This window comes from Metabacillus idriensis, from assembly GCF_009674765.1.
In the GTDB taxonomy this organism is placed as follows: Bacteria; Bacillota; Bacilli; order Bacillales; family Bacillaceae; genus Bacillus_P; species Bacillus_P idriensis.
On record NZ_WKKF01000002.1, the window covers coordinates 372,255 to 392,500 of the forward strand.

24 protein-coding genes are annotated in these 20,246 nt (G+C 41.1%); 19 read left to right on the forward strand and 5 right to left on the reverse strand.

The genetic code is table 11. The features are described from left to right. Positions 1 to 142: 142 nt before the first annotated feature. A complete protein-coding gene (locus GJU41_RS10040; RefSeq protein ID WP_154318516.1) occupies positions 143 to 1,375 on the reverse strand; it encodes a glycosyltransferase family 4 protein in 1,233 nt (410 codons plus the stop codon). 185 nt (positions 1,376 to 1,560) lie between these two features. Between GJU41_RS10040 and GJU41_RS10045 the strand changes: the two genes are divergently transcribed. Beyond that, positions 1,561 to 2,685 carry a glycosyltransferase family 4 protein gene (locus GJU41_RS10045; protein WP_070878240.1) on the forward strand — a complete coding sequence of 375 codons (1,125 nt, stop codon included), beginning with the start codon at positions 1,561 to 1,563 and terminating at the stop codon, positions 2,683 to 2,685. A gap of 135 nt (positions 2,686 to 2,820) precedes the next feature. Further along, on the forward strand, positions 2,821 to 3,903 hold the full coding sequence (locus tag GJU41_RS10050) for a glycosyltransferase family 4 protein (protein ID WP_154318517.1): 1,083 nt from the start codon (positions 2,821 to 2,823) through the stop codon (positions 3,901 to 3,903). Between the two features lie 371 nt (positions 3,904 to 4,274). Here the strand turns inward: GJU41_RS10050 and GJU41_RS10055 are convergent, their stop codons facing one another. Both GJU41_RS10055 and GJU41_RS10060 read right to left on the reverse strand, forming a co-directional pair. Next, positions 4,275 to 5,276, reverse strand: coding sequence for an LCP family protein (locus tag GJU41_RS10055; RefSeq protein WP_070878236.1), 1,002 nt, complete (start codon positions 5,274 to 5,276; stop codon positions 4,275 to 4,277). Between the two features lie 19 nt (positions 5,277 to 5,295). After that, complete coding sequence (locus GJU41_RS10060) at positions 5,296 to 5,931, reverse strand: YigZ family protein (protein WP_070878235.1); 636 nt, start codon at positions 5,929 to 5,931, stop codon at positions 5,296 to 5,298. Between the two features lie 149 nt (positions 5,932 to 6,080). Between GJU41_RS10060 and degS the strand changes: the two genes are divergently transcribed. The 17 genes from degS to GJU41_RS25475 all read left to right on the forward strand — a co-directional run bounded on the left by degS (position 6,081) and on the right by GJU41_RS25475 (position 18,734). Beyond that, positions 6,081 to 7,238 (forward strand): two-component sensor histidine kinase DegS, encoded by a 1,158-nt coding sequence (gene degS / locus GJU41_RS10065; RefSeq protein ID WP_070878233.1) that lies wholly within the window; start codon positions 6,081 to 6,083, stop codon positions 7,236 to 7,238. Positions 7,239 to 7,310: 72 nt separating this feature from the next. Continuing rightward, positions 7,311 to 7,994, forward strand: a complete 684-nt coding sequence (degU, locus tag GJU41_RS10070) for a two-component system response regulator DegU (protein ID WP_070878231.1) — start codon at positions 7,311 to 7,313, stop codon at positions 7,992 to 7,994. A 201-nt stretch (positions 7,995 to 8,195) separates the two neighbouring features. Then, positions 8,196 to 9,038, forward strand: coding sequence for a DegV family protein (locus GJU41_RS10075; RefSeq protein ID WP_154318518.1), 843 nt, complete (start codon positions 8,196 to 8,198; stop codon positions 9,036 to 9,038). Between the two features lie 397 nt (positions 9,039 to 9,435). Continuing rightward, the gene (locus GJU41_RS10080; RefSeq protein ID WP_154318519.1) at positions 9,436 to 9,615 is read left to right on the forward strand and encodes a Myb-like DNA-binding domain-containing protein; all 180 of its coding nucleotides are present in this window, start codon (positions 9,436 to 9,438) and stop codon (positions 9,613 to 9,615) included. Between the two features lie 2 nt (positions 9,616 to 9,617). Next, positions 9,618 to 11,084 carry an ATP-dependent helicase ComFA gene (locus GJU41_RS10085; RefSeq protein WP_154318520.1) on the forward strand — a complete coding sequence of 489 codons (1,467 nt, stop codon included), beginning with the start codon at positions 9,618 to 9,620 and terminating at the stop codon, positions 11,082 to 11,084. 81 nt (positions 11,085 to 11,165) lie between these two features. Further along, entirely contained in the window at positions 11,166 to 11,447 is a 282-nt protein-coding gene (gene comFB / locus GJU41_RS10090; protein ID WP_070878223.1) for a late competence protein ComFB, read from the forward strand. Continuing rightward, positions 11,447 to 12,139, forward strand: a complete 693-nt coding sequence (locus tag GJU41_RS10095; protein ID WP_154318521.1) for a ComFC family protein — start codon at positions 11,447 to 11,449, stop codon at positions 12,137 to 12,139. The genes comFB and GJU41_RS10095 overlap by 1 nt, the downstream gene beginning before the upstream one ends. 57 nt (positions 12,140 to 12,196) lie before the next feature. After that, positions 12,197 to 12,613: a TIGR03826 family flagellar region protein gene (locus GJU41_RS10100; protein WP_154318522.1), complete on the forward strand. Its 417-nt coding sequence runs from the start codon at positions 12,197 to 12,199 to the stop codon at positions 12,611 to 12,613. Positions 12,614 to 12,684: 71 nt separating this feature from the next. Further along, positions 12,685 to 12,945 (forward strand): flagellar biosynthesis anti-sigma factor FlgM, encoded by a 261-nt coding sequence (gene flgM / locus GJU41_RS10105; protein WP_070878218.1) that lies wholly within the window; start codon positions 12,685 to 12,687, stop codon positions 12,943 to 12,945. A 17-nt stretch (positions 12,946 to 12,962) separates the two neighbouring features. Next, entirely contained in the window at positions 12,963 to 13,442 is a 480-nt protein-coding gene (locus tag GJU41_RS10110; protein ID WP_154318523.1) for a flagellar protein FlgN, read from the forward strand. Positions 13,443 to 13,460: 18 nt separating this feature from the next. Next, complete coding sequence (flgK, locus tag GJU41_RS10115; RefSeq protein WP_154318524.1) at positions 13,461 to 14,981, forward strand: flagellar hook-associated protein FlgK; 1,521 nt, start codon at positions 13,461 to 13,463, stop codon at positions 14,979 to 14,981. A gap of 10 nt (positions 14,982 to 14,991) precedes the next feature. Then, positions 14,992 to 15,873, forward strand: a complete 882-nt coding sequence (flgL, locus tag GJU41_RS10120; RefSeq protein WP_154318525.1) for a flagellar hook-associated protein FlgL — start codon at positions 14,992 to 14,994, stop codon at positions 15,871 to 15,873. Positions 15,874 to 16,070: 197 nt separating this feature from the next. Continuing rightward, the gene (locus GJU41_RS10125; protein WP_154318526.1) at positions 16,071 to 16,640 is read left to right on the forward strand and encodes a DUF6470 family protein; all 570 of its coding nucleotides are present in this window, start codon (positions 16,071 to 16,073) and stop codon (positions 16,638 to 16,640) included. Between the two features lie 26 nt (positions 16,641 to 16,666). Beyond that, on the forward strand, positions 16,667 to 17,095 hold the full coding sequence (gene fliW / locus GJU41_RS10130) for a flagellar assembly protein FliW (RefSeq protein WP_154318527.1): 429 nt from the start codon (positions 16,667 to 16,669) through the stop codon (positions 17,093 to 17,095). Next, positions 17,095 to 17,313, forward strand: coding sequence for a carbon storage regulator CsrA (csrA, locus tag GJU41_RS10135; protein WP_154318528.1), 219 nt, complete (start codon positions 17,095 to 17,097; stop codon positions 17,311 to 17,313). Before fliW ends, csrA begins: the two co-directional genes overlap by 1 nt. 186 nt (positions 17,314 to 17,499) lie before the next feature. Continuing rightward, positions 17,500 to 18,276, forward strand: coding sequence for a flagellin N-terminal helical domain-containing protein (locus GJU41_RS10140; protein WP_070878206.1), 777 nt, complete (start codon positions 17,500 to 17,502; stop codon positions 18,274 to 18,276). Between the two features lie 218 nt (positions 18,277 to 18,494). Further along, a complete protein-coding gene (locus GJU41_RS25475; protein ID WP_282958534.1) occupies positions 18,495 to 18,734 on the forward strand; it encodes a flagellin in 240 nt (79 codons plus the stop codon). A gap of 35 nt (positions 18,735 to 18,769) precedes the next feature. Here the strand turns inward: GJU41_RS25475 and GJU41_RS10150 are convergent, their stop codons facing one another. Continuing rightward, complete coding sequence (locus GJU41_RS10150; protein ID WP_154318529.1) at positions 18,770 to 19,705, reverse strand: endonuclease; 936 nt, start codon at positions 19,703 to 19,705, stop codon at positions 18,770 to 18,772. Between the two features lie 204 nt (positions 19,706 to 19,909). Then, a complete protein-coding gene (locus tag GJU41_RS10155) occupies positions 19,910 to 20,143 on the reverse strand; it encodes a hypothetical protein (RefSeq protein ID WP_154318530.1) in 234 nt (77 codons plus the stop codon). Positions 20,144 to 20,246: the final 103 nt, after the last annotated feature.

Below are 20,246 nucleotides of genomic sequence, written 5' to 3' on the forward strand. Positions count from 1 at the left end.
AGATAAGGATCCGGCAGAAAAGTCCGGGTTTGACTTTTTTGCCGGATCCGTTCTGGCCGAGGAGTTGGGCGGTGGAGCTGGACAAGTAAAGTGCGAAACACAATATTTCTTTTAGATCAAAAAAGACGACCTGATTCTGAAATCAGGTCGTCTTTTTTATATGGTTCATACTATGAGATAATTTGCAGTTTTGCAGGGCTTCCGAAAGCTCTGCTGCCTGTGTTTCTCTGTTAAATGATTGAAGGAGATGGTAACGCAGGTTTTTCTTCATGTCTTTAAGTGTTTCAGGCTGGCTTTGAGCGAGCTTGAGTGCGCGGATAAAGTCTTCCGGATTCTCTGGTTCAAACGTGAAGCCGGCATGATTTTTTTCTACGATCTCTCTTGCTTCACCTTCAACCCCGATCAGTACCGGCAGGGAAACCGCCATATAATCAAACACTTTGGATGGAATGGTGATTTCAAATAACGGATGCTTTTTTAAGCTGACAATGCCAAGATCGGCGCTGTCATAGTAGGAAGCCAATTCTTCTTTTCTTTTGCTGTCCAGAAAGAGCACGTTGGTTAAATGATTTGCTTTCACTTGTTCCATTAAAGCTTCTTTTTCAACGCCGTCACCTATGAACATAAAGCAGACAGAAGGGTCATCCTTCAGCTTTATCGCAGCCGTTATGATGGTCTGAAGACCTTGCGCTGCACCAATATTGCCTGTATAAAGAACGAGGAATTTATCTTCAATCCCGTATTCCTTTTTCACATCGTTCCTTTTTATTACAGGTTTTAAGGCACTTGGATTCACTCCATTTGGAATGACGATGATCTTGTCTGCTGAAATGCCCAGGTCTATCAGACGATCTTTGTAGCCGTGTGTAACGACAACAATCAGATCGGCTTTCTTATAAATGAAATTTTCAAGTTTTCTGGCAAGATTCAGTAATTTTTTGTTTTTAAATTGACCTAAAATTTCAGCGAAGTCGACCCATAAATCACGGACTTCGAAAACGAACTTTGTTCTATGAATGCGGCTCAGCACATATCCGGTAACCCCTTGAAAAAGCTGAGGGGAGGTTGCATAAACAATGTCCGGCTTTTTAACGAGCAAGCCGCTTACGATGCTTGAGCACATGAACGACAAGTAATTGGCCAAACGCCGGATGGAGCTTTTTTTAGTATCACGTATGCGAAAAGAGCGATAAACCGATAGCTTGTTCACCTTCTCTTTGCTGTACAATTTAGAAGTTGATTCATGATTTGGAAAGGCCGTCAGCACATGCAGATCATGCCCCAGGTTTGAAAGATTCGTACTCATATCAAAGGCACGGCCTTGTGCTGCACCAATTTCAGGCGGAAAGTGCTGTGTTATATAAACGATTTTCATAGTGATCCCTTTCCATTAAAAATTAGGATATGTCAATATAATAGTGTAAAGTATAAATTGAAAAGTTACAACTTTGAGTTGAGAAAAGCGGAAGTGCCATAGTCAGATCCGTTCTGATCGAGGATCTTGGCTCTGGAGCTGTAAACGTAATCCTCTGCTATAACTTCAAAAAAGGAATGGATAAAATGAAGAAAATCTGTGTCATCACGTCTGTTCATAACGCATATGACGGACGTATTTATCATAAGCAATGCAAGTCTCTAGTTAAGGCGGGGTATGATGTTTCGCTTGTCGCACCGAAGCCTGAAATGATCCTGGACGATTCAATCAAGCTTATTCCAATCGAAAAGCCAAAACAGGAATTGAAGCGCTTTTTACATACGTTTACGGTTTTTAAAGCTGCCAGAAAAACAAATGCAGATCTCTATCATTTTCATGATCCAGAGCTTATCCCAGTAGGAGTTCTGCTTCGTATATTCACGGGGAAACCTGTCATTTTTGATGCTCATGAGCATTATCCGAATGCGATTATGAGCAAAAAATACTTGAAAAGCTGGATGAAAAAACCTGTTCGTCTCATCTACGAGGCAATTGAAAGAATATGTCTTCCCATTTTATCAGGAGTTATTTATACAACGGATGAAGTAGGAGAGAGGTATCAGCGCTATAACTCCTGCAAGATTGAAAATTATCCTCTGACTGAAATGTTTACGCTGAATCATTCTGCGCTGAAAGACCCAGACATGGTTCTTTATCTTGGCGGTATTACTCCTATCAGAGGAATTGAACAATTAACAGAGGCCTTTGCATTAGCAGCGGACAAGCACCCGAATGCGAAATTTCTTTTTGTTGGAAGATTTGAGTCGGATGCCTTTGAGCGGAAAATCAAAGAAAAGGTAAAAGCTTTCGGTTTTGCTGACCGTGTGGAGTTTATGGGAAGTGTGCCTTATTCAGAAATCGAAACCTATCTCTCAAAGGCTTCAATAGGGATTATTCCTTATTTGCCTGAGCCCAATCATTTGGTCTGTCTGCCTAATAAATTATTTGAATACATGGCTGCAGGTGTTGCCATTCTGGCTTCAGATTTCCCGCATTACCGGAGAGTGGTGGAGAATTCGGGCAGCGGTCTTTTGATTGATCCTGAGAAGCCTGAATCCATTGCAAATGCGCTGAATGTACTGCTTGATAACCCTGAAATGACAAAAGATTTTGGTGTAAAAGGAAGAAAGAGTTTCGAAACGACCTATAATTGGGAAACAGAAGAAAGAAAGTTAGTATCGTTTTATAAAAAATTGCTGAAGCAGCAATAGCCATTATTATTTTGTTCAAAAAGAGTTCATACTTAGAATAAAGCGCACAAAATCTTAACAAAATAATAATTGCAAGTTTATATATTTTTGCTATGATGGAGGAAGTGAAAATATCTCACACAAGTTGGTGTAAGCATGTTAGATTATTCTAATTATATTATAGCTTTTATAGTATCGTTTATAGTGGCTGTATCTATTACACCACTTATAAAAAAACTTGCGATTAAAATCGGGGCGGTAGACAAGCCCAACAGCAGAAAAATTCATCAGGGCCTAATGCCAAGGCTTGGCGGTCTTGCCATCTTCATCGGCGTTGTGGCAGGTTATCTGTACCTGCGTCCTGAATCAATGTATATGAAAGAGATTATAATCGGTGCTTTCATCATTATCATTATTGGTATCCTTGATGATCGCTTTACTCTTTCAGCAAAGTATAAGCTTGCAGGGCAGCTGGCTGCAGCTGCAGTCGTTGTCTCATCCGGATTGCTCATTAACAAAATTACCCTTCCGTTTTTCGGACTGATTTACCTTGATTACTGGAGCTATCCTGTAACCATCCTCTGGATTGTCGGCGTCACAAATGCCATCAACCTGATCGATGGATTGGACGGACTGGCAGCTGGCGTTTCATCTATAGCGATGACCAGCATTCTGATTATGGCGTTTACGAATTTTCAGTTTGCGGTTGTATCTCTATGTGTCATTCTGATCGGAAGCACACTCGGATTCCTGATTCACAATTTCTACCCTGCGAAGATTTTTATGGGAGACACCGGAGCCCTGTTCCTCGGATACTCCATCGCGATCCTTTCGACAATGGGATTATTTAAGAACATCACATTATTCGGTTTTATTATACCGATCATTGTTTTGGCTATACCTATTTTCGACACACTCTTTGCGATTGTGCGAAGACTGGTGAACAGACAGAATATCGCTGCACCTGATAAGCTGCATTTGCACTATTGTTTAGTGGACATGGGATTCAGCCACAGAAAATCCGTGCTGCTTATTTACTTCTTCAGTGCATGCTTTGGACTGTCAGCTATTCTTTTCTCAAATGCAACGATGTGGATGGCTCTCTTGATTATGATGATCCTGCTGTTTTTCATCCAGATTACAGCTGAACTCATCGGATTAATTGGGCAAGGCCATAAACCGCTTATCAATGCATTCAGAAAGCTTATGGCTAAGCCTAAGCCTCAAAAAGATAATTAATTCCGCATAGCATGCTGCTGTGCGGTTTTTTTATGTTTTCTTTGCTTGTAATGAGGGCTGAGAATTGGACCAAGTCTTTTACGAGTTGATTACCTCTCAGTAAAAATAAAAGGCTGTTTTCGCATAGATTGTTGTTTTCTATTATAAATGTGTCCGTTCCTTGCAGCGAGAGGAACTTGCTTTCCGCGGGGAGCGTGGAAGCCTCCTCGGCATGCCTGCGGGGTCTCCCATTTCGCTCTTTTTCCCGCAGGAGTCAAGTTCCTTCCGCTTCAATCCACTTAACGTATTTATATTTAGTGTAATAGCAACAATATTTACGAAAAGAGTCAAATAAAAAAATCCCCAGCCAATGAGGCTGGGGATTCTCTCTATTAATTGCTCTCTAACGTATCGTCCTGAGATGTTTGAAGCTCTAAATGCTCTTTCAGTTCATCTTTTACTTCTTCAAGGCTTTCATCATCCGGAATCCAGTATGCGGCATTGCCGATGTATTCTCCGACGCCTTCTAGCTTAACTGTATCGATCTTATTCGTATTAAAGTTGTTGTACTTTTTATAAAAGCCTAATAACTCGGACATTCTCATGTTGGTTTCAACGTTCTTGCCAACTTCGTTTGTCAGCTGGTCAACCTTCAGCAGAGTGCCTGCTGATACGATTTCGTTGATCACTTCTTTTACAACTTGCTGCTGTCTTTCGTTACGTCCAATGTCATTGTTAGGATCCTGCAGCCTCATTCTTGCATAGGCCAATGCGTATCTTCCGTCCATTTTCATAGGGCCTTCGGTGAACTCGAGTTTTTCGGCTTTTGGATCATCACTGTTTTGAGTAAAATCGAAAGGAACATCCACAGTAATGCCGCCAACGATATCGATGATGTTTTTGAAGCCCTCAAAGTTAACTGTTGCATAGTAATCGATCGGAATTTCCAAGAATCCTTCCACTGTTTCAATCGTCAATTCTTTTCCGCCAGTTGAATAGGCTGAATTGATTTTGCGCTTTGTCTCTTTACCTGGGATTTCTACGCGAGTATCACGTGGAAGACTCAGCAATTTCATCGTTTGATCCTTTGGATTGAACGTAGCGACCATCAGTGTATCAGCCCGTCCTCCAGATCCGCCGCTCGAGTAGTTTTCAACACCCATTAATAGGATTGAAACCGGATCGTTGGAAATGGTGACCGCCTCATCGCGCAGCTTCGATTTATCTCTTCCTAAATCATCAAATGAATTGTTTGCTGCCTGATAGGTTTGATAAAAAACATATCCAGCGTATCCGCCGACTAATAAAAATAGTATGAAGAACAAAAATAAAATTCGTTTAAAGACACTTTTCTTCTTCTTTTTCTTTATTTTTTTAACTTCCTGCCTATTCATAAGTTACTCCTCTGTACATTTAAATTTTTGGCTGTTCCAAATAAATTTGAGTACCTTCGCTGATTTCACCCTGGCCATTTGTAAGCTCCGTCATCCACTCTATGAATTGATCCTTCTGACCTTCTTCGACAAACGCCTCAACCTCAACGGTATCAAGATAATGAATTTCTTTAAGCTGATAGTGTGAGTTTCTCAGTTCATTTTCCACTTTTCCAAGCCATGTATAATCAATCTTAGTATGCATCACGCGCGTTAACTTACGCTCGACAATGCCGATTGCGTTCAGGGCTTCAGAGGTTGAGCTTCCGTATGCGCGGATCAATCCGCCTGCACCGAGCTTTATGCCGCCGAAATATCGGGTGACAACGGCAACGGTATCTTTCAGCTGTCTCTTTTTAAGTACTTCAAGGATCGGCACTCCTGCGGTTCCGCTTGGTTCCCCGTCGTCATTTGCTTTTTGAATCAGATCGTGTTCGCCGATTAAATAGGCTGAGCAGTTATGTGTCGCATCCCAATGCTTCTTTTTTATCTGCTGAATGAAGGCCTGCGCCTCTTCTTCGGTTTCTGCGCGGTTTATATAACAAATAAAACGTGATTTCTGTATGGATATTTCATGCTCTCCGTATCCTTTTACGGTATAATAGTGTGAAAGCATGCTCGTACACCTCCTTGCAAGCTTATAGAAGGCAAATGGAATTATAAATGCACATTCTTATATTATAAAGCGACAAAATTTTCACTTCAATCATTATATTGTGTGATATTGTGTGAAGTTTATTTTAACCCATTAGTGGAGGAGATATAGTGGACTCCAAGAAGCTTGACTGCAAAGTGCTTGATCAAATTCTGGATAAGATGGTAAAGACGGTTGACGGCAGCAAAGGCGAGATTTTTAAAATCGGCGAACAGTCCCGTCAGCAATACGAAGAGCTTGTAGAAGAATTAAAACAAATTAAAATACAGGTTAATGATGTGATTGAACAGGGAGACAAGCTTGAGGTCCATGCCAGGTTCGCCAGAAAGCGTCTGTCTGAGGTGAGCAAGCACTTTAAGCAATTCAGCGAGGAAGAGATCCGGGAAGCCTATGAGAAGGCCCACAAGCTTCAGGTGGAGCTCACCATGCTTCAGCAAAAAGAGAAGCAGCTCAGAGACCGGCGGGATGACTTAGAGAGAAGACTGCTTGGGCTTCAGGAGACGATTGAGCGGGCTGAGGTGCTTGTGAGCCAAATCTCTGTTGTCTTGAATTATCTGCATCAGGATCTTCGTCAGGTAGGCATGCTGATTGAAGATGCACAGCAGAAGCAGGATTTCGGTCTGAGAATCATTGAAGCTCAGGAAGAAGAGCGCAAGCGTGTTTCGAGAGAAATACACGACGGGCCTGCGCAGATGCTTGCTAACGTCATGATGCGTTCTGAGCTGATTGAACGGATTTTCAGAGAGCGCGGTTCTGACGAAGGATTTAAAGAAATCCGCAGCCTTCGCCAAAATGTGCGCAATGCCTTGTATGAGGTTCGGAGGATTATTTATGATTTAAGGCCAATGGCACTGGATGACCTTGGACTCATACCGACCCTCAGAAAGTATCTTTATACAATCGAAGAGTATAACGGTAAAACCCGCATCTTATTTTCGAGCCTCGGCGATTTTGAAGAAAACCGGCTTCCGCCGCGTTTTGAAGTAGCGCTGTTCAGACTGGCTCAGGAAGCAGTCACCAATGCTTTGAAGCACGCCGAAGCCCGTGAGATTCAGGTTAAGGTTGAGGTGAATCAGAATAATATCATTCTGATGATTAAGGATAACGGAAAAGGCTTCGATACGAAAGAAATGAAGCAAAATCAGAACAAATCGTTCGGTCTCCTTGGTATGAGAGAGCGTGTAGAGCTCTTAAACGGCCGAATTACAATTGATTCTAAAATAGGTCTTGGGACATTCATAATGATACAAGTGCCTCTCAACGTCTGAAAAAATAGACCAAAGGCATATTGACGGCATCACTGTGTAATAGACTAGAATAAAAAAATGGGAGGCGTATGCATGAAGACAAGAATTGCGATAATCGATGATCACCAATTATTCCGAGAAGGCGTCAAACGAATCTTGGATTTCGAACCAAGCTTTGAAGTTGTATCAGAAGGCGATGACGGCGAAGATGCATTAGCCATCGTTGAAGACAGCAAGCCTGATGTTGTCATCATGGACATCAACATGCCAAAAGTAAACGGCGTGGAAGCTACAAAACAGCTGGTGGAAGCAAATCCAGAAACAAAGGTCATCATCCTGTCGATTCACGACGATGAGAACTATGTAACTCACGCTTTGAAAACAGGCGCTCGCGGCTATCTGTTAAAAGAAATGGATGCAGACACACTGATCGAAGCTGTAAAAGTCGTTTCTGATGGCGGATCATACTTGCATCCTAAAGTAACACATAACCTTGTGAATGAATTCAGGCGTCTTGCGACAAGCGGATCAGGCGGAGGCACAACAACCATCACGACTGAAATTCGACGTCCATTACATATTTTAACTCGCCGCGAATGTGAAGTGCTGCAAATGCTTGCGGACGGAAAAAGCAACCGCGGCATCGGCGAAGCCCTTTTCATCAGTGAGAAAACCGTTAAAAATCACGTAAGCAACATTCTTCAAAAAATGAACGTAAATGACCGTACTCAAGCTGTAGTCGTTGCCATCAAAAACGGCTGGGTAGAAGTGCGATAAAACCTGCTTCGGCAGGTTTTTTTCTTTTCAATCTACTTTTTTTAGAATGCATTTCTATATCTCTCAAATCCCTGTTATAGTAGATAGCAGGGATTTATTTTTTGTTCACCAATTTTTTACATACAAAGTAATGAAATGAAAAGGATTATCTTATAAAATAAAAGAACAATAAGAGAAGTCGATTACAAGGATGGTACATATATGAAAACGGCAATAGTTACGGACAGCACAGCTTATATTCCAAAAGAAACACGGGAGCGGTTAAATATTCATATGATCCCGCTGAGCGTGATTTTTGGCGGGGAAGTGTACCAGGAGGAAGTTGAAATTACAGCTGCAGACTTTTATGCAGAAGTCAAAAACAGAGGCGAGCTTCCGACTACTTCACAGCCGTCAGTGGGAAAGTTTGTTGAATTATTCGAAGAGCTTTCTAAAGAAAATGATGCGGTCATCAGTGTTCATTTATCAAGCGGAATCAGCGGAACCTACAACGGGGCTGTTTCAGCGGGCCAAATGGTTGATAACATTGATGTTTATGCATTCGATTCAGAAGTCAGCTGTATGGTTCAAGGATTTTATGCTATAGAAGCCGCGGAACTTGCTGCAGAAGGCAAATCGCCTGAGGAAATCTTGGCACGGCTGAACGAAGTGAAAAAAACAAATCAAGCTTATTTCATGGTAGATGATTTATCACATTTACAGCGCGGCGGACGTTTAAGCGGTGCACAGGCCCTGATTGGAAGCTTCCTGCAGGTCAAGCCAATCCTGCATTTTGTCGATAAACTGATCGTCCCGTTTGAAAAAATCCGCACACGCAAAAAAGCAATTAACCGCATCTATGATCTTTTTGATGAAGTTGCAAGTGCTGAAGACCCAATGCGCGCGGTCATCATTCATGCCAACCGCCCGGATGAAGCTCAGCAAATGAAGGATGAACTAGAAGCGAAGTATCCCCATGTAGAATACTCCATCAGCTATTTCGGACCGGTTATCGGCACGCATTTAGGTGAAGGTGCGATGGGACTTGGGTGGTATAAGAGATAAAGGAATGAGAGACTGACTCTTAAGGCTGCAGCTTGCGGCTTATGGGGGTCAGTCTTTTTGATGCACATGTATTTGTTATATTAGAAAATCTGCTAAGAAGTAAAATAAATATTTAAAAAGCCAAAATGAAGATTTGTATCATCATTCTTTTAAGAAACATCCATATAAAAAACGCTCAACTAACTTCAATGCACGAGCCATTTTTCCTTGATATTAGAGGGTCCGCAACGATCTTTCGGTCCCCGAAACAACAAAATGTGAAAATCAACGAAAAAATAACGAAAACGGCACCGAAAATATTGAATACAGTTTATGTTATTTGTGGATAACACTAGACATTTCCTGCAAAATTTTAGATACTAAGGATAATACTTCATTATGGTAGAGGAGCGATGATATGCAGGAAACTGACATACAGAAACGGGCATACCGACACTGGACGACATTAGAAGACAAGAAACTAGTAGACTTGAGAAAAAAAGGAATTAAATTTAGAGAAATTGCTCAACAGTTAAACCGGACACCTATTAGTGTGGAAAAGCGTTTCAGAAAAATCGAAAAAACGAAATTTGATTAAGAATGAGATTTCACATACATAATGGATTGTTAAAACCCACAGAGAAAATCGAAGAAGGACTTCCAATTTCAAAGCATCACCTCCGTGTCAGCCAAATCAATCCATCGTTTACCTATTCCATAGACCTCCAAAAACATCTTCAGGGAAAAAAGCTGCTCATTGATGAAATTCCATTTCCGTTCGAAATCATACAACAGCATTATGAAAACGGCTATATTAAATATGAGTATGGCTTGGAGAAAACGAATAAACAGTTTAGATGTAATCGCTGTAACAACAGGGATCAAAGCATGATTGGTTCATTTAAGTGTGCAAGGTGCGGTGAACATTGCTCTTATTGCCGCGCCTGCATCCTTATGGGAAGAGTCAGCGAGTGTACACCTCTTCTTAAATGGACCGGTCCTGAACCTGAGATCCAGCAGCCTGTATTTAAAGCGATGAAATGGGATGGACAGCTATCAAAAGAGCAGCAAAAAGGGTCAGACCGTATGCTTGATGCTCTAAAAAATAAAAGCGATCTGCTAATCTGGGCTGTATGCGGTGCAGGAAAAACAGAAATGCTTTTCAAAGGAATTGAACAAGCATTGCTTGAGAGCAAGCAAGTCTGCATTGCTACCCCGCGCATGGATGTTGTTCTCGAACTTGCTCCTAGACTTAAGTCCGTCTTTCCTCAAGCGGAAATTGCTGCGTTGCATGGAGGAAGCGAAGATCGATTTAAACGAGCTAACCTCGTCATATCCACGACTCATCAGCTTCTCCGTTTTAAACAAACGTTTGATTTAATGATCATCGATGAAGTCGACGCCTTTCCCTACTCAGCTGATCAAAGTCTCCAGTTTGCTGCTGAACGGGCAAGAAAAGAACACAGCTCCCTCATTTATTTAACCGCAACCCCATCCGATGCCCTGAAAAAACAGATCGGCAATCAAGTCAAAATCCCTCAAAGATACCACGGTCATCCGCTTCCTGTACCTGTCTTTTCATGGTGCGGGAATTACAAACGCGCCCTTCAAAGAGGCAGCCTTCCAAAAAACGTTCAAGCATGGATCACTTCCCATCTGGAATTTAAAAAACAAGCCTTTCTGTTCGTTCCATCCATACCGGTATTAGAAGAAACAACGGCTCTTTTAAAAAAGCAGAATCCTTTGATAGAAGGAGTCTATGCAGAAGACCCGAACCGCAAGGAAAAGGTACAGCGCTTCCGAAATGGAGAGGTTCCCATCATTATTACAACCACTATTTTAGAAAGAGGTGTCACCATTCCTAACTCTGATGTCGCTGTGTTAGGTGCAGAGGACAACGTATTTACAGAGAGCGCGCTTGTGCAAATTGCCGGCCGGGTAGGCAGAAGTGCGAAGCATCCAAGCGGCGATGTGCGCTTTTATCATTACGGGAAAACCAAAGCGATGATTCGTGCCAAAAAGCATATTCAAATGATGAATGAAGATGCGAAAAAAGTGACTTTGTAACTGTTTAGGGTATTATTTCTATCCAACATATTCCTTCTGTGGCATAATCATTTAAAAGATGAAAAGACAGGGGATAGAGCGTTGGTAGTAAATGCGATGGAACGAATCATGATAGATTTATTATATGAATATAAGACTGCTCTGCAGATGACTTGTACGTGTGAAGAATGCTTAAATGACGTGCTTGCCCTTGTTTTAAACCGTGTTCAGCCAAGATATGTAACCAATCCTGAAAAGGTTGCATATGTAAAAGCGGAATTTGTCGACAAACAGCAGATGACGACATTAATCGTCAATTTAGCTGAATGTGCAAAAATGGTCTCAGACATGCCGCGGTGCGAAAATTATGTTAGAGGTGAGTAATGAACAACTGTCTTATTTGCCATGCTGAACTCGAAAAAGCAGTATCCTGGAGGAGCGTATTTTTTTTAGATGAGCAAGAAACTGCCTGCTGTTCTGATTGTTCATCTAAATTCAGTTTGATAGAAGGTGCTGTGTGCCCAATGTGTGATCGGCCGCAATCTGATGCAAATCCCTGCTATGACTGTGAACGATGGCAAGCAGATCCCGTGTTTGGCAGCGTTCTTGAGGGTAATCGATCTGTTTACCAGTACAATGAATTTATGAAAGAGGTAATCGCCAGATATAAATATAGAGGGGATGCCCAATTAGCGGACCTCTTTTCCGAGCCACTTCGAAACATCTTCTCGAAACACTTCTCAAAGGATTATCTTCTCGTCCCCATTCCCCTAAGTAAAGAGCGGCTTTATGAACGAGGATTCAATCAGGCGCTCCTGATTGCTGACTTGCTCAATGCCCCCATTCACGAACCTCTCATGCGAATTCACTTAGAAAAACAATCCAAGAAAACAAGAACGGAACGCCTTCAGACTGAAAATGTTTTTTTTATAGATGATGCCACTGCAATTCATGGAAAAAAACTGCTTCTGATTGACGATATTTATACAACAGGAACCACAATCAGACACGCAGCCAAACTGCTTATCGTCCACGGCGCCGAAAGTGTTTCTTCTTTAACACTAGTTCGAGGCTAAACGTTTTTAACCTCAATCCGATAGTAAAGATATAGTACAATGATAGGAGAATCATCAATGGGAGAACTATCGAACTGTCCGGAATGCTACCAGCTATTTGTGAGAACACAATTCAAAACGGTTTGCGATACATGTTATAAAGAAGAAGAACAAAAATTCGAAGTGGTTTATGGCTTTTTAAAGCAGAGTAAAAATCGTATGGCAACACTTTTCGAGGTAGAAGAACAAACAGATGTGGAAGAAGACTTGATTCTAAAATTCATTAGACAAGGCAGAATTCAGCTGGCTAACTTTCCGAACCTTGGATATCCGTGCCAGAAATGCGGAAAGCTGATCAGAGAAAATAAGCTATGTACTTCGTGCGGAAAAAACATCAAAACTCAGCTGTTTGAATTAGAACAGGAAGAAGAACGCCGGCAAAAAGTCACAGAAAAGCAGGCAACCTACTATACCATTCAGCCTAAAAATAACTAATTATATTAACAACAACTTTTTTCAGCCGATATAGATAGTAACGAGAAGAACGAAAGAATGGAGGAAAAGGGATGAAGATCAATCACTTAAACTCAGCAGGGATAAACCCTTATAAACGAAATACAGAAAAGCAGCAGGAAGCAGCGCAGCCGGCTAAAAAGCAGGATAAGGTTGAAATTTCAACACAGGCTAAAGAGCTTCAGCAGCAAAATGCCATTGATCAGGCAAGACAGGAAAAGGTAGCTGCCATAAAAAAACAGGTTGAAACAGGCACCTATACGATTGATCCAAAAGCTATCGCAAACAGCGTGATTAAACACTATCAAAAATAGATTCGGGAGGACTTGCAGTGTCAGCACAGTCATTAATTCTAAAGCTTGAGAAGCTGCTCGGGCTAAATCAGCAGCTATACCTATTAGCGCAAACGAAAACAGAAGCCTTGAAAACAGAAGACCTGACTGTGTTGCAGCAAACACTCAAGCAGGAACAAATCTATGTACAGGCCATCAAGCAAGTGGAAAATGAACGGATCGCCCTTGCTTCGGCTTATTTAAAACGTGAAAATGATTTAACTTTATCAGCCTGCATTGAAAAAGCAGAGGGAGCGGACAAAGAAAAATTTTCAAGTCTTTTTCAGTCATTAACAGAAGTTATGGAGAAGCTGAAGAACGCGAACAAGCTGAATCAGCAGCTGACCATCCAGGCCCTGCAGTTTGTCTCAATATCTTTGGACATGCTGATGCCGAAGGAACAATCTCCAGCCTATAAGCCTCCGGGCGGAACGGCTTCAGCACCGAAACGAAGATCTTTATTTGATTCAAAAGCCTAATGCTCGGAGGAATGAACCATGCGCTCGACTTTTTCAGGTCTTGAAATCGCAAAAAGAGGTATGTTTACACAGCAAAGCGCCTTAAATACAACTGGACATAATATTGCAAACGCCAACACGCCAGGCTATACACGACAGCGTGTTAATTTTGTGCAGACAGAGCCTTATCCTGCACCATCCATGAACCGCCCTGAGTTTCCGGGTCAGATTGGCACAGGTGTTGAAGCAGGAACCATTGAGCGGGTGAGAGACAGCTTTCTTGATACACAATTCCGCTATGAAAATAACAAAGTAGGCTACTGGGATTCTCGTGCTGATTCTCTTTTGAAAATGGAAGAGATCATGAACGAACCATCGGAAACGGGTCTCTCTAAAAGCTTTGACCGCTTCTGGCAGTCGATGCAAGACCTTGCATTGAATCCTACAAATGCAGGGGCACGGGCGGTTGTCCGCGAACGCGGGGCTGCAGTAGCAGAAACCTTCAAATACTTATCGACTTCTCTTAAAGCTGTTCAAGGAGAATTGAAAAGTGAATTAGAAGTATCGACAAAAGAAATCAACTCTCTTGCAAAACAGATTAACAGCATCAATAAACAAATCTCTGAAATTGAACCGCATGGCTATCTGGCGAACGATCTGTATGATGAACGCGATCGACTGCTTGATCAGCTATCAGGTCTAGCCAATATTAAAATTTCAAATGAAAAAAGTGGCGGGAATTCGCTTTCCATTGCTGAAGGATCTGTCACGATTGAAATCATGGGTTCAAACGGTCAATCTCTTGGAACGTTAGTTGATGGTAAAGGTAAAGCTGTCAATGAAATCAGCGTTGGGTTTTCTTCTGATAATGGATTGGTAGATTCAGTTTCTATCGGATCAAATGCAATAGATGTAAAAGATTTTGGCAGTGTTGGAGAAATCCGCAGTCTAATTGATTCGTACGGATACAATCTTGACGGAGAAGCAACTGGGCTGTATCCAGAAATGCTGGGGCAGCTTGATCAATTGGCCTACAGCTTTGCGACTGAAGTGAACAAAGTTCAGGAGGCAGGATACAGCATCAAGAGAATTGAGGAAGGCGGGGCAAGCAGTCCACCATTTTTTGATTTTACTAACATGACAGATCCGCCAAAAGATGCAGCATCTTTGTTAACCCTTCATCAGTCTATCATTGACTCAACTGATAACATTGCAGCTTCTTCAAATGGCAACATCGGTGATGGCAAAAATGCGCTTGCACTTGCAGAAGTGAAGAATCAGACCTTCTCAATCGGAGGCAAAACGACAACAATCCAGGATTTCTATGAAAGCTTAATCGGAGGCATGGCCGTCGACGCACAGGAAGCAAACCGCTTAGTCAGCAACAGCGAGGTGCTCCGTTCAGCAGTCGACCAGCGCCGACAGTCAGTCAGCGCCGTTTCGCTGGATGAAGAGATGACAAACATGATCCAATTCCAGCATGCATACAACGCTTCAGCCAAAATGATTTCCTTGCAGGATGAAATGCTCGATACCATTATTAACGGACTAAGAAGGTAGGTGAACAATCATGCGCGTAACCCAAAGTATGCTAGCAGGCAACTCACTTCGCAACTTAAGCAAAAGCTATGAAAAAATGGGCACCTACCAGGACCAGCTCGCAACCGGCAAAAAAATCAACCGTCCTTCAGATGATCCAGTGGTAGCCATGAAGGGAATGCACTATCGCACGAACTTAACCGAAGTCGAACAATACCAGCGCAACATTTCTGAGACCTATCAATGGATGGAAAACTCAGAGGCTGGGATTGAACAAGGAACACAAGTTTTGCAGCGTGTGCGTGAGTTAATGGTTCAGGCCAGCAATGGAACGAATGGACCTGAGGATTTAAAAGCAATCGGTGCTGAGATTAAACAGCTGAAGGAAGATTTAGTCGGTTCTGCGAATACGCAGGTGGCAGGGAATTATATTTTTAATGGGACGCAGACGAAAGAAGCCCCTGTTACTTTGAATGCTGATGGCACAGTAACAGTCAACATCGATAAGTCACCCTTTGAAATTGAGGTTTCTAAAGGTGTTCAATTGAAAGCGAATATTAATTCGGATAATGTTTTCAGCGAAGATTTATTTGTGGTAATGGGTTCTATAGAAAAGGCGCTAAGTTCAGGTGATGCATCCGGATTAGACGGATTACTTTCTGATCTTGATGGCAAAATGGACTTAATGTCAGCGGAACGTGCAGAGCTTGGAGCGAGGTACAACCGCTTAGAGCTCATAGAAGATCGAGTAGGCAAGCAAGAAATTGTCTCCACGCGCATCCTCTCCGAAAATGAAGATGCAGATTTAGAGAAGGTCATCATGGATATGACTGCACAAGAAAGCATCCACCGCGCTGCATTATCGGTCGGCGCAAGAATCATTCAGCCAACATTAATGGACTTTTTAAGATAAGCTATCTTTTTATAAGATAGCTTTTTTAAGATATAAGAAAGTATTAAATTTTGCACATAGATGTCTAGCTCCAGCGCCCAACTCCTCGGCCAGAACAAATCCGTCAAAAAAGTCAAAACCGGACTTTTCTGCCGGATTCTTATCTGTCTGTCGGAGCTAAACGGGCCCTTACGCTTTTCTAAATAGGAGGACAACTCATGAATATTCCTCAAATAAGACTGGAAAGCAGATTTGCTAAACTAGGTTTAGAAACGGTCAATGCTTCACTTGCAATTCAGCAGCCAAAAGCGGACCTGTCCATCCAGCAGCCAAAAGCAGAGCTATCCATTCAAACTACACCAGGCAAGCTAACGATCGATCAGACAAAAGCCAGAGAAGATGTTGATTTAAAGCATATTTCTAAAGGGATTGCTGAAGCAGCAGATCAAGGGCACCAGGACGTTCTTTCCGGCATTGCAAGACGCATTCAACAAGGCGATGAACAAATGAGAATTGAAAATGGCGGCAGGCCTCTTACAGCTCAGGCGAAAAAAAACAGCGAACGCGAAATCAAGCAATTTAACATTGGATTTATTCCGTCACATTTCAGCGTCAAGCTCGACTATCAGCCTGCTGAAGTAAAAATTGATGTTCAGAGAAATGCTCCAATTATTGATAGTAAAATCAATAAGCCAATCATGGATTATAAAGCTGGAGAGGTCAAAGTGGAACTTGCTGAAAGAAACCAGCTGAAAATAGACTTCGTTTCAATCGACAAAAAGATTTAATAGACTCAAACAAAGGAATGTGAAGCATGTTAATTCAAACGAAATATCACGGGGAAGCAATAATTGATGAAGCTCAAAAAATCACCTTTGAACATGGGATTCCAGGGTTTATTGAAGAGAAGCACTTTATCATGCTCCCGCTTGAAGAAGGATCTTCTTTCTTTATTCTTCAATCCATTCAATCCCAAAACACCGCATTTGTCGTCACGAGCCCATTTGTCTTTTTCAAAGACTATGAATTTGACTTGGATGAATCAACAAAAGAATTATTAATGATAGAATCCCCAGATGATGTCGAAGTGTTTGTTGTTTTAACAGTGAGTGATCCGTTTACGAACTCCACGGCAAATTTACAAGGTCCGCTGATTTTAAATAAAGGCAAAAAAATGGGCAAGCAGCTCATCCTAAACCAGCCGGAGTACACAACCAAACACCGTTTATGGGAGGGAGCATAATGCTTGTCTTAACTAGAAAAACGGGAGAAGCCATTCAAATTGGCGATGATATTGAAATTTCGGTGATATCTATTGCCGGCGACCAGGTGAAAATCGGTATTAATGCTCCTAAAAATGTAGATATCCATAGAAAAGAGGTCTACCTCTCGATTCAAGAAGAAAATAACAAAGCAGCAGATGTATCCTTAGATATGCTTGCTCAATTGAAGAACAGATAACTTTAAGCACATTCGCTTAAGGTTTTTTTATGAAATTTTCTAAATGCTATAAAACAACTCCAGATCATGTCGATATAAGAAGTGTAACAAGCAGAACCAACAGGCGGCCGACCGTTGCGACTGCGAGTATATAAGAATTCACATGGATGTGGATTACTACAATTATTTCAAGGAGGAAATTTTAAAATGAGAATTAATCATAATATTGCGGCTCTTAATACTTACAATAAGTTGAACAGTGCTTCTACTGCTCAATCAAAGTCTATGGAGAAATTATCATCAGGTCTTCGGATTAACCGTGCTGGTGATGATGCAGCTGGTCTTGCGATTTCTGAAAAAATGCGTGGACAAATCCGTGGTTTAGATCAAGCATCACGTAATTCACAAGATGCTATTTCTATGATTCAAACTGCTGAGGGTGCTTTAAACGAAACGCATGATATTCTTCAACGTATGCGTGAATTAGCAGTTCAATCATCTAATGATACAAATACAGGAACAGACCGTACACGTATCCAAGAAGAAGTTGATGAACTTGCTAAGGAAATTACTAGAATATCTAATACAACAGAATTTAATACTCAGAAAGTTTTAGATGGGCAAGGTGCAGCTTCTTTAACTTTTCAAATCGGCGCTAATGAAGATCAAACAATTACCTTAGATATAAATGCAATGGATGCAAAAACTCTAGGGGTAGATGATGGAACTGGACTAGCTGCAACGGTAGCAGGCGGTGACGCAACTACATCTGCTGGTATCGATGTATCAACTGATGCTGCAACAGCAACAGCCGCAATTACTACTATTCAAACTGCAATTGATACAGTATCTGCTGAACGATCAAAACTGGGCGCTTATTCAAATCGTTTAGAACACACAATCAATAACTTAGGAACATCTTCTGAAAACCTAACTGCTGCAGAATCACGTGTTCGTGACGTAGATTATGTTTTAGCTGCTTAAGCAGTGACAAGCACAGTCGTCCTGGCTGGTAACGGCCAGAGATCATAATTGGGTGAATTGCTGGAAACCCCTTAGAGCTTTTCTTGCCACAACGTAGTTGGAAACGACAGGCGTGATGGTCTGAAAAAAGAAAAGATTGGGCAATCAGCAGCCAAGCTCCTGTGAGGAAACTCTGGAGAAGGTTCAACGACTAGGATAGACCATCTAAGGCGAAAGCTATGGTGATGAAATCCGTAGGTGAAACAGTGTGGTTCAGCATTGAGGATCCGAAGTGCCCAACCCCTACTAGGCTGCTAGAGGGTGAAGATATAGTCTGGTCATTTATGAAAGTAAATGTTCGCGCGATGGCGAAAGAAATGATGAACCAAACAAAGAATTCTATTCTTTCTCAGGCTGCTCAAGCTATGCTGGCTCAAGCCAACCAACAGCCTCAAGGCGTACTACAATTACTTCGTTAATTTACTTAGGGATTCTAGCTGAGCTAGAGTCCCTTTTATTCATTTTTATTTAGCATCAATCCTATAGAAACTATTTCACTCATATTCATTCCGGTATCAATTCTTACTCTATGAAGAAAAGACAAGTGCTGACTGTATAAAGTAACTTGATATCCTTTCTTAGAGAAAGATTTAGTATTTGAACTGAAAAAGCCTGTATATATTTCATAGATTTTTTCACTCCTCAGAATCATTACATTCTCCAGAGCTTTATGTATTTCTTCAGTAGGTTTATTCAATTTTATTAAGGCAGGTAAATAAATAGTGGTTCTCTTACTGCCAGAATCTACTAAAGGCTTTTGATCTTCAATGTGAATTGTTTTTCTTCCCATCGTTTTGTGAATGTATATATTTACTATTCTTAAGTAGGCATGGATTTGTTTTTGATTATATAAAACCAGCCTATTTTGCCCGTCTATGTTAAAACTGAGGTTATACCTACAAAAAAGAAGTTCTCTTAAAAATGTATTTTCCGCAGGATCAAAGGAGTCAGTAGAAAGTACAATTTTCAGAGGTGTGGGACCCATTATTTTTAAGTGTCCATCATCTTGATACCACCAAGCTAATGCTAGGGGAGTCATTGTCTTTTCTAGAAGTTCATAAGGTAGAATCTTTTTTCTCTGTTTGTACCAAAGAGGTTTTAAGTTATTAAGAATAGGGGTAGTTTTAGATTGGACATAATATTGTTCTGAGTATCCAGCTTTTAGGCGAGAATCATTTATCTTTCTGTATACAGGAGCAGTTATAGGTAAGAAATCTTTTAGTTCCTTATAACAATGGAAACACCAGCCTGAGTCTTTTATAGAATGAGAGAAACGAAGTCTTGGACGTTTTCCTGCTTCATCCGTTAAATTTCCATCCCCAAGTAATTTTCCTGTTAACATTTCTAACATTTTTATAGGATATTTATCTAGCAATAGGTTTAGATCCAATTCTTTTCACCTCACCATAAAGGAACGTACGTTCTAACTTTATTATAATTAGTTAAAGTCCTTGAAGCAATCAATATCAATTATTTTCCCACAGGAAAACCAGAAAAAAGGTGCTTGAGCCCCTTTACTTTAATGCTTTGAAATTCATTAGATCTTAAAATTTTCAAATAAAAAGAGCAGCCTCATATTGAGAATCTGCTCTTGCTATTTTTCATCATCTATTTCACCGTATCCGCCGATATCAAAATCAGCTCTGTAATCTACCATAACAGAATATTTTTTATTTTTTTCATTTCTTACATACCCATTTACAAATGCAACACCAACATCTTCTTTCGTAATTTGCACATCTGTGACAACAAAATCTATATCTTCTTCTACAAGCATGTATTCGGCAGCCACATTAGAAGCTGTTTCTTCAATATATTTTTTATCCATTCCATCCTCCTTGTTGCAACCAGCGATAAGTAATATAGAGATGAAAAAACATGTTTTTATAACTTTTCTCATCATTTGCGCCCCAAACTATTGGAAAATTTTA

Excerpts from the sequence above, each read along its gene's own strand:
- GJU41_RS10125 (WP_154318526.1), top strand. The coding sequence starts at position 16,071 with ATGAATATTCCTCAAATAAGACTGGAAAGCAGATTTGCTAAACTAGGT.
- GJU41_RS10085 (WP_154318520.1), top strand. The coding sequence starts at position 9,618 with ATGAGATTTCACATACATAATGGATTGTTAAAACCCACAGAGAAAATC.
- GJU41_RS10140 (WP_070878206.1), top strand. The coding sequence starts at position 17,500 with ATGAGAATTAATCATAATATTGCGGCTCTTAATACTTACAATAAGTTG.
- degU (WP_070878231.1), top strand. The coding sequence starts at position 7,311 with ATGAAGACAAGAATTGCGATAATCGATGATCACCAATTATTCCGAGAA.
- GJU41_RS10095 (WP_154318521.1), top strand. The coding sequence starts at position 11,447 with ATGAACAACTGTCTTATTTGCCATGCTGAACTCGAAAAAGCAGTATCC.
- GJU41_RS10080 (WP_154318519.1), top strand. The coding sequence starts at position 9,436 with ATGCAGGAAACTGACATACAGAAACGGGCATACCGACACTGGACGACA.
- csrA (WP_154318528.1), top strand. The coding sequence starts at position 17,095 with ATGCTTGTCTTAACTAGAAAAACGGGAGAAGCCATTCAAATTGGCGAT.
- GJU41_RS10100 (WP_154318522.1), top strand. The coding sequence starts at position 12,197 with ATGGGAGAACTATCGAACTGTCCGGAATGCTACCAGCTATTTGTGAGA.
- GJU41_RS10045 (WP_070878240.1), top strand. The coding sequence starts at position 1,561 with ATGAAGAAAATCTGTGTCATCACGTCTGTTCATAACGCATATGACGGA.
- flgL (WP_154318525.1), top strand. The coding sequence starts at position 14,992 with ATGCGCGTAACCCAAAGTATGCTAGCAGGCAACTCACTTCGCAACTTA.
- fliW (WP_154318527.1), top strand. The coding sequence starts at position 16,667 with ATGTTAATTCAAACGAAATATCACGGGGAAGCAATAATTGATGAAGCT.
- flgM (WP_070878218.1), top strand. The coding sequence starts at position 12,685 with ATGAAGATCAATCACTTAAACTCAGCAGGGATAAACCCTTATAAACGA.
- GJU41_RS10060 (WP_070878235.1), bottom strand. The coding sequence starts at position 5,931 with ATGCTTTCACACTATTATACCGTAAAAGGATACGGAGAGCATGAAATA.
- flgK (WP_154318524.1), top strand. The coding sequence starts at position 13,461 with ATGCGCTCGACTTTTTCAGGTCTTGAAATCGCAAAAAGAGGTATGTTT.
- GJU41_RS10050 (WP_154318517.1), top strand. The coding sequence starts at position 2,821 with ATGTTAGATTATTCTAATTATATTATAGCTTTTATAGTATCGTTTATA.
- GJU41_RS10075 (WP_154318518.1), top strand. The coding sequence starts at position 8,196 with ATGAAAACGGCAATAGTTACGGACAGCACAGCTTATATTCCAAAAGAA.
- GJU41_RS25475 (WP_282958534.1), top strand. The coding sequence starts at position 18,495 with ATGGTGATGAAATCCGTAGGTGAAACAGTGTGGTTCAGCATTGAGGAT.
- GJU41_RS10155 (WP_154318530.1), bottom strand. The coding sequence starts at position 20,143 with ATGGATAAAAAATATATTGAAGAAACAGCTTCTAATGTGGCTGCCGAA.
- GJU41_RS10055 (WP_070878236.1), bottom strand. The coding sequence starts at position 5,276 with ATGAATAGGCAGGAAGTTAAAAAAATAAAGAAAAAGAAGAAGAAAAGT.
- GJU41_RS10040 (WP_154318516.1), bottom strand. The coding sequence starts at position 1,375 with ATGAAAATCGTTTATATAACACAGCACTTTCCGCCTGAAATTGGTGCA.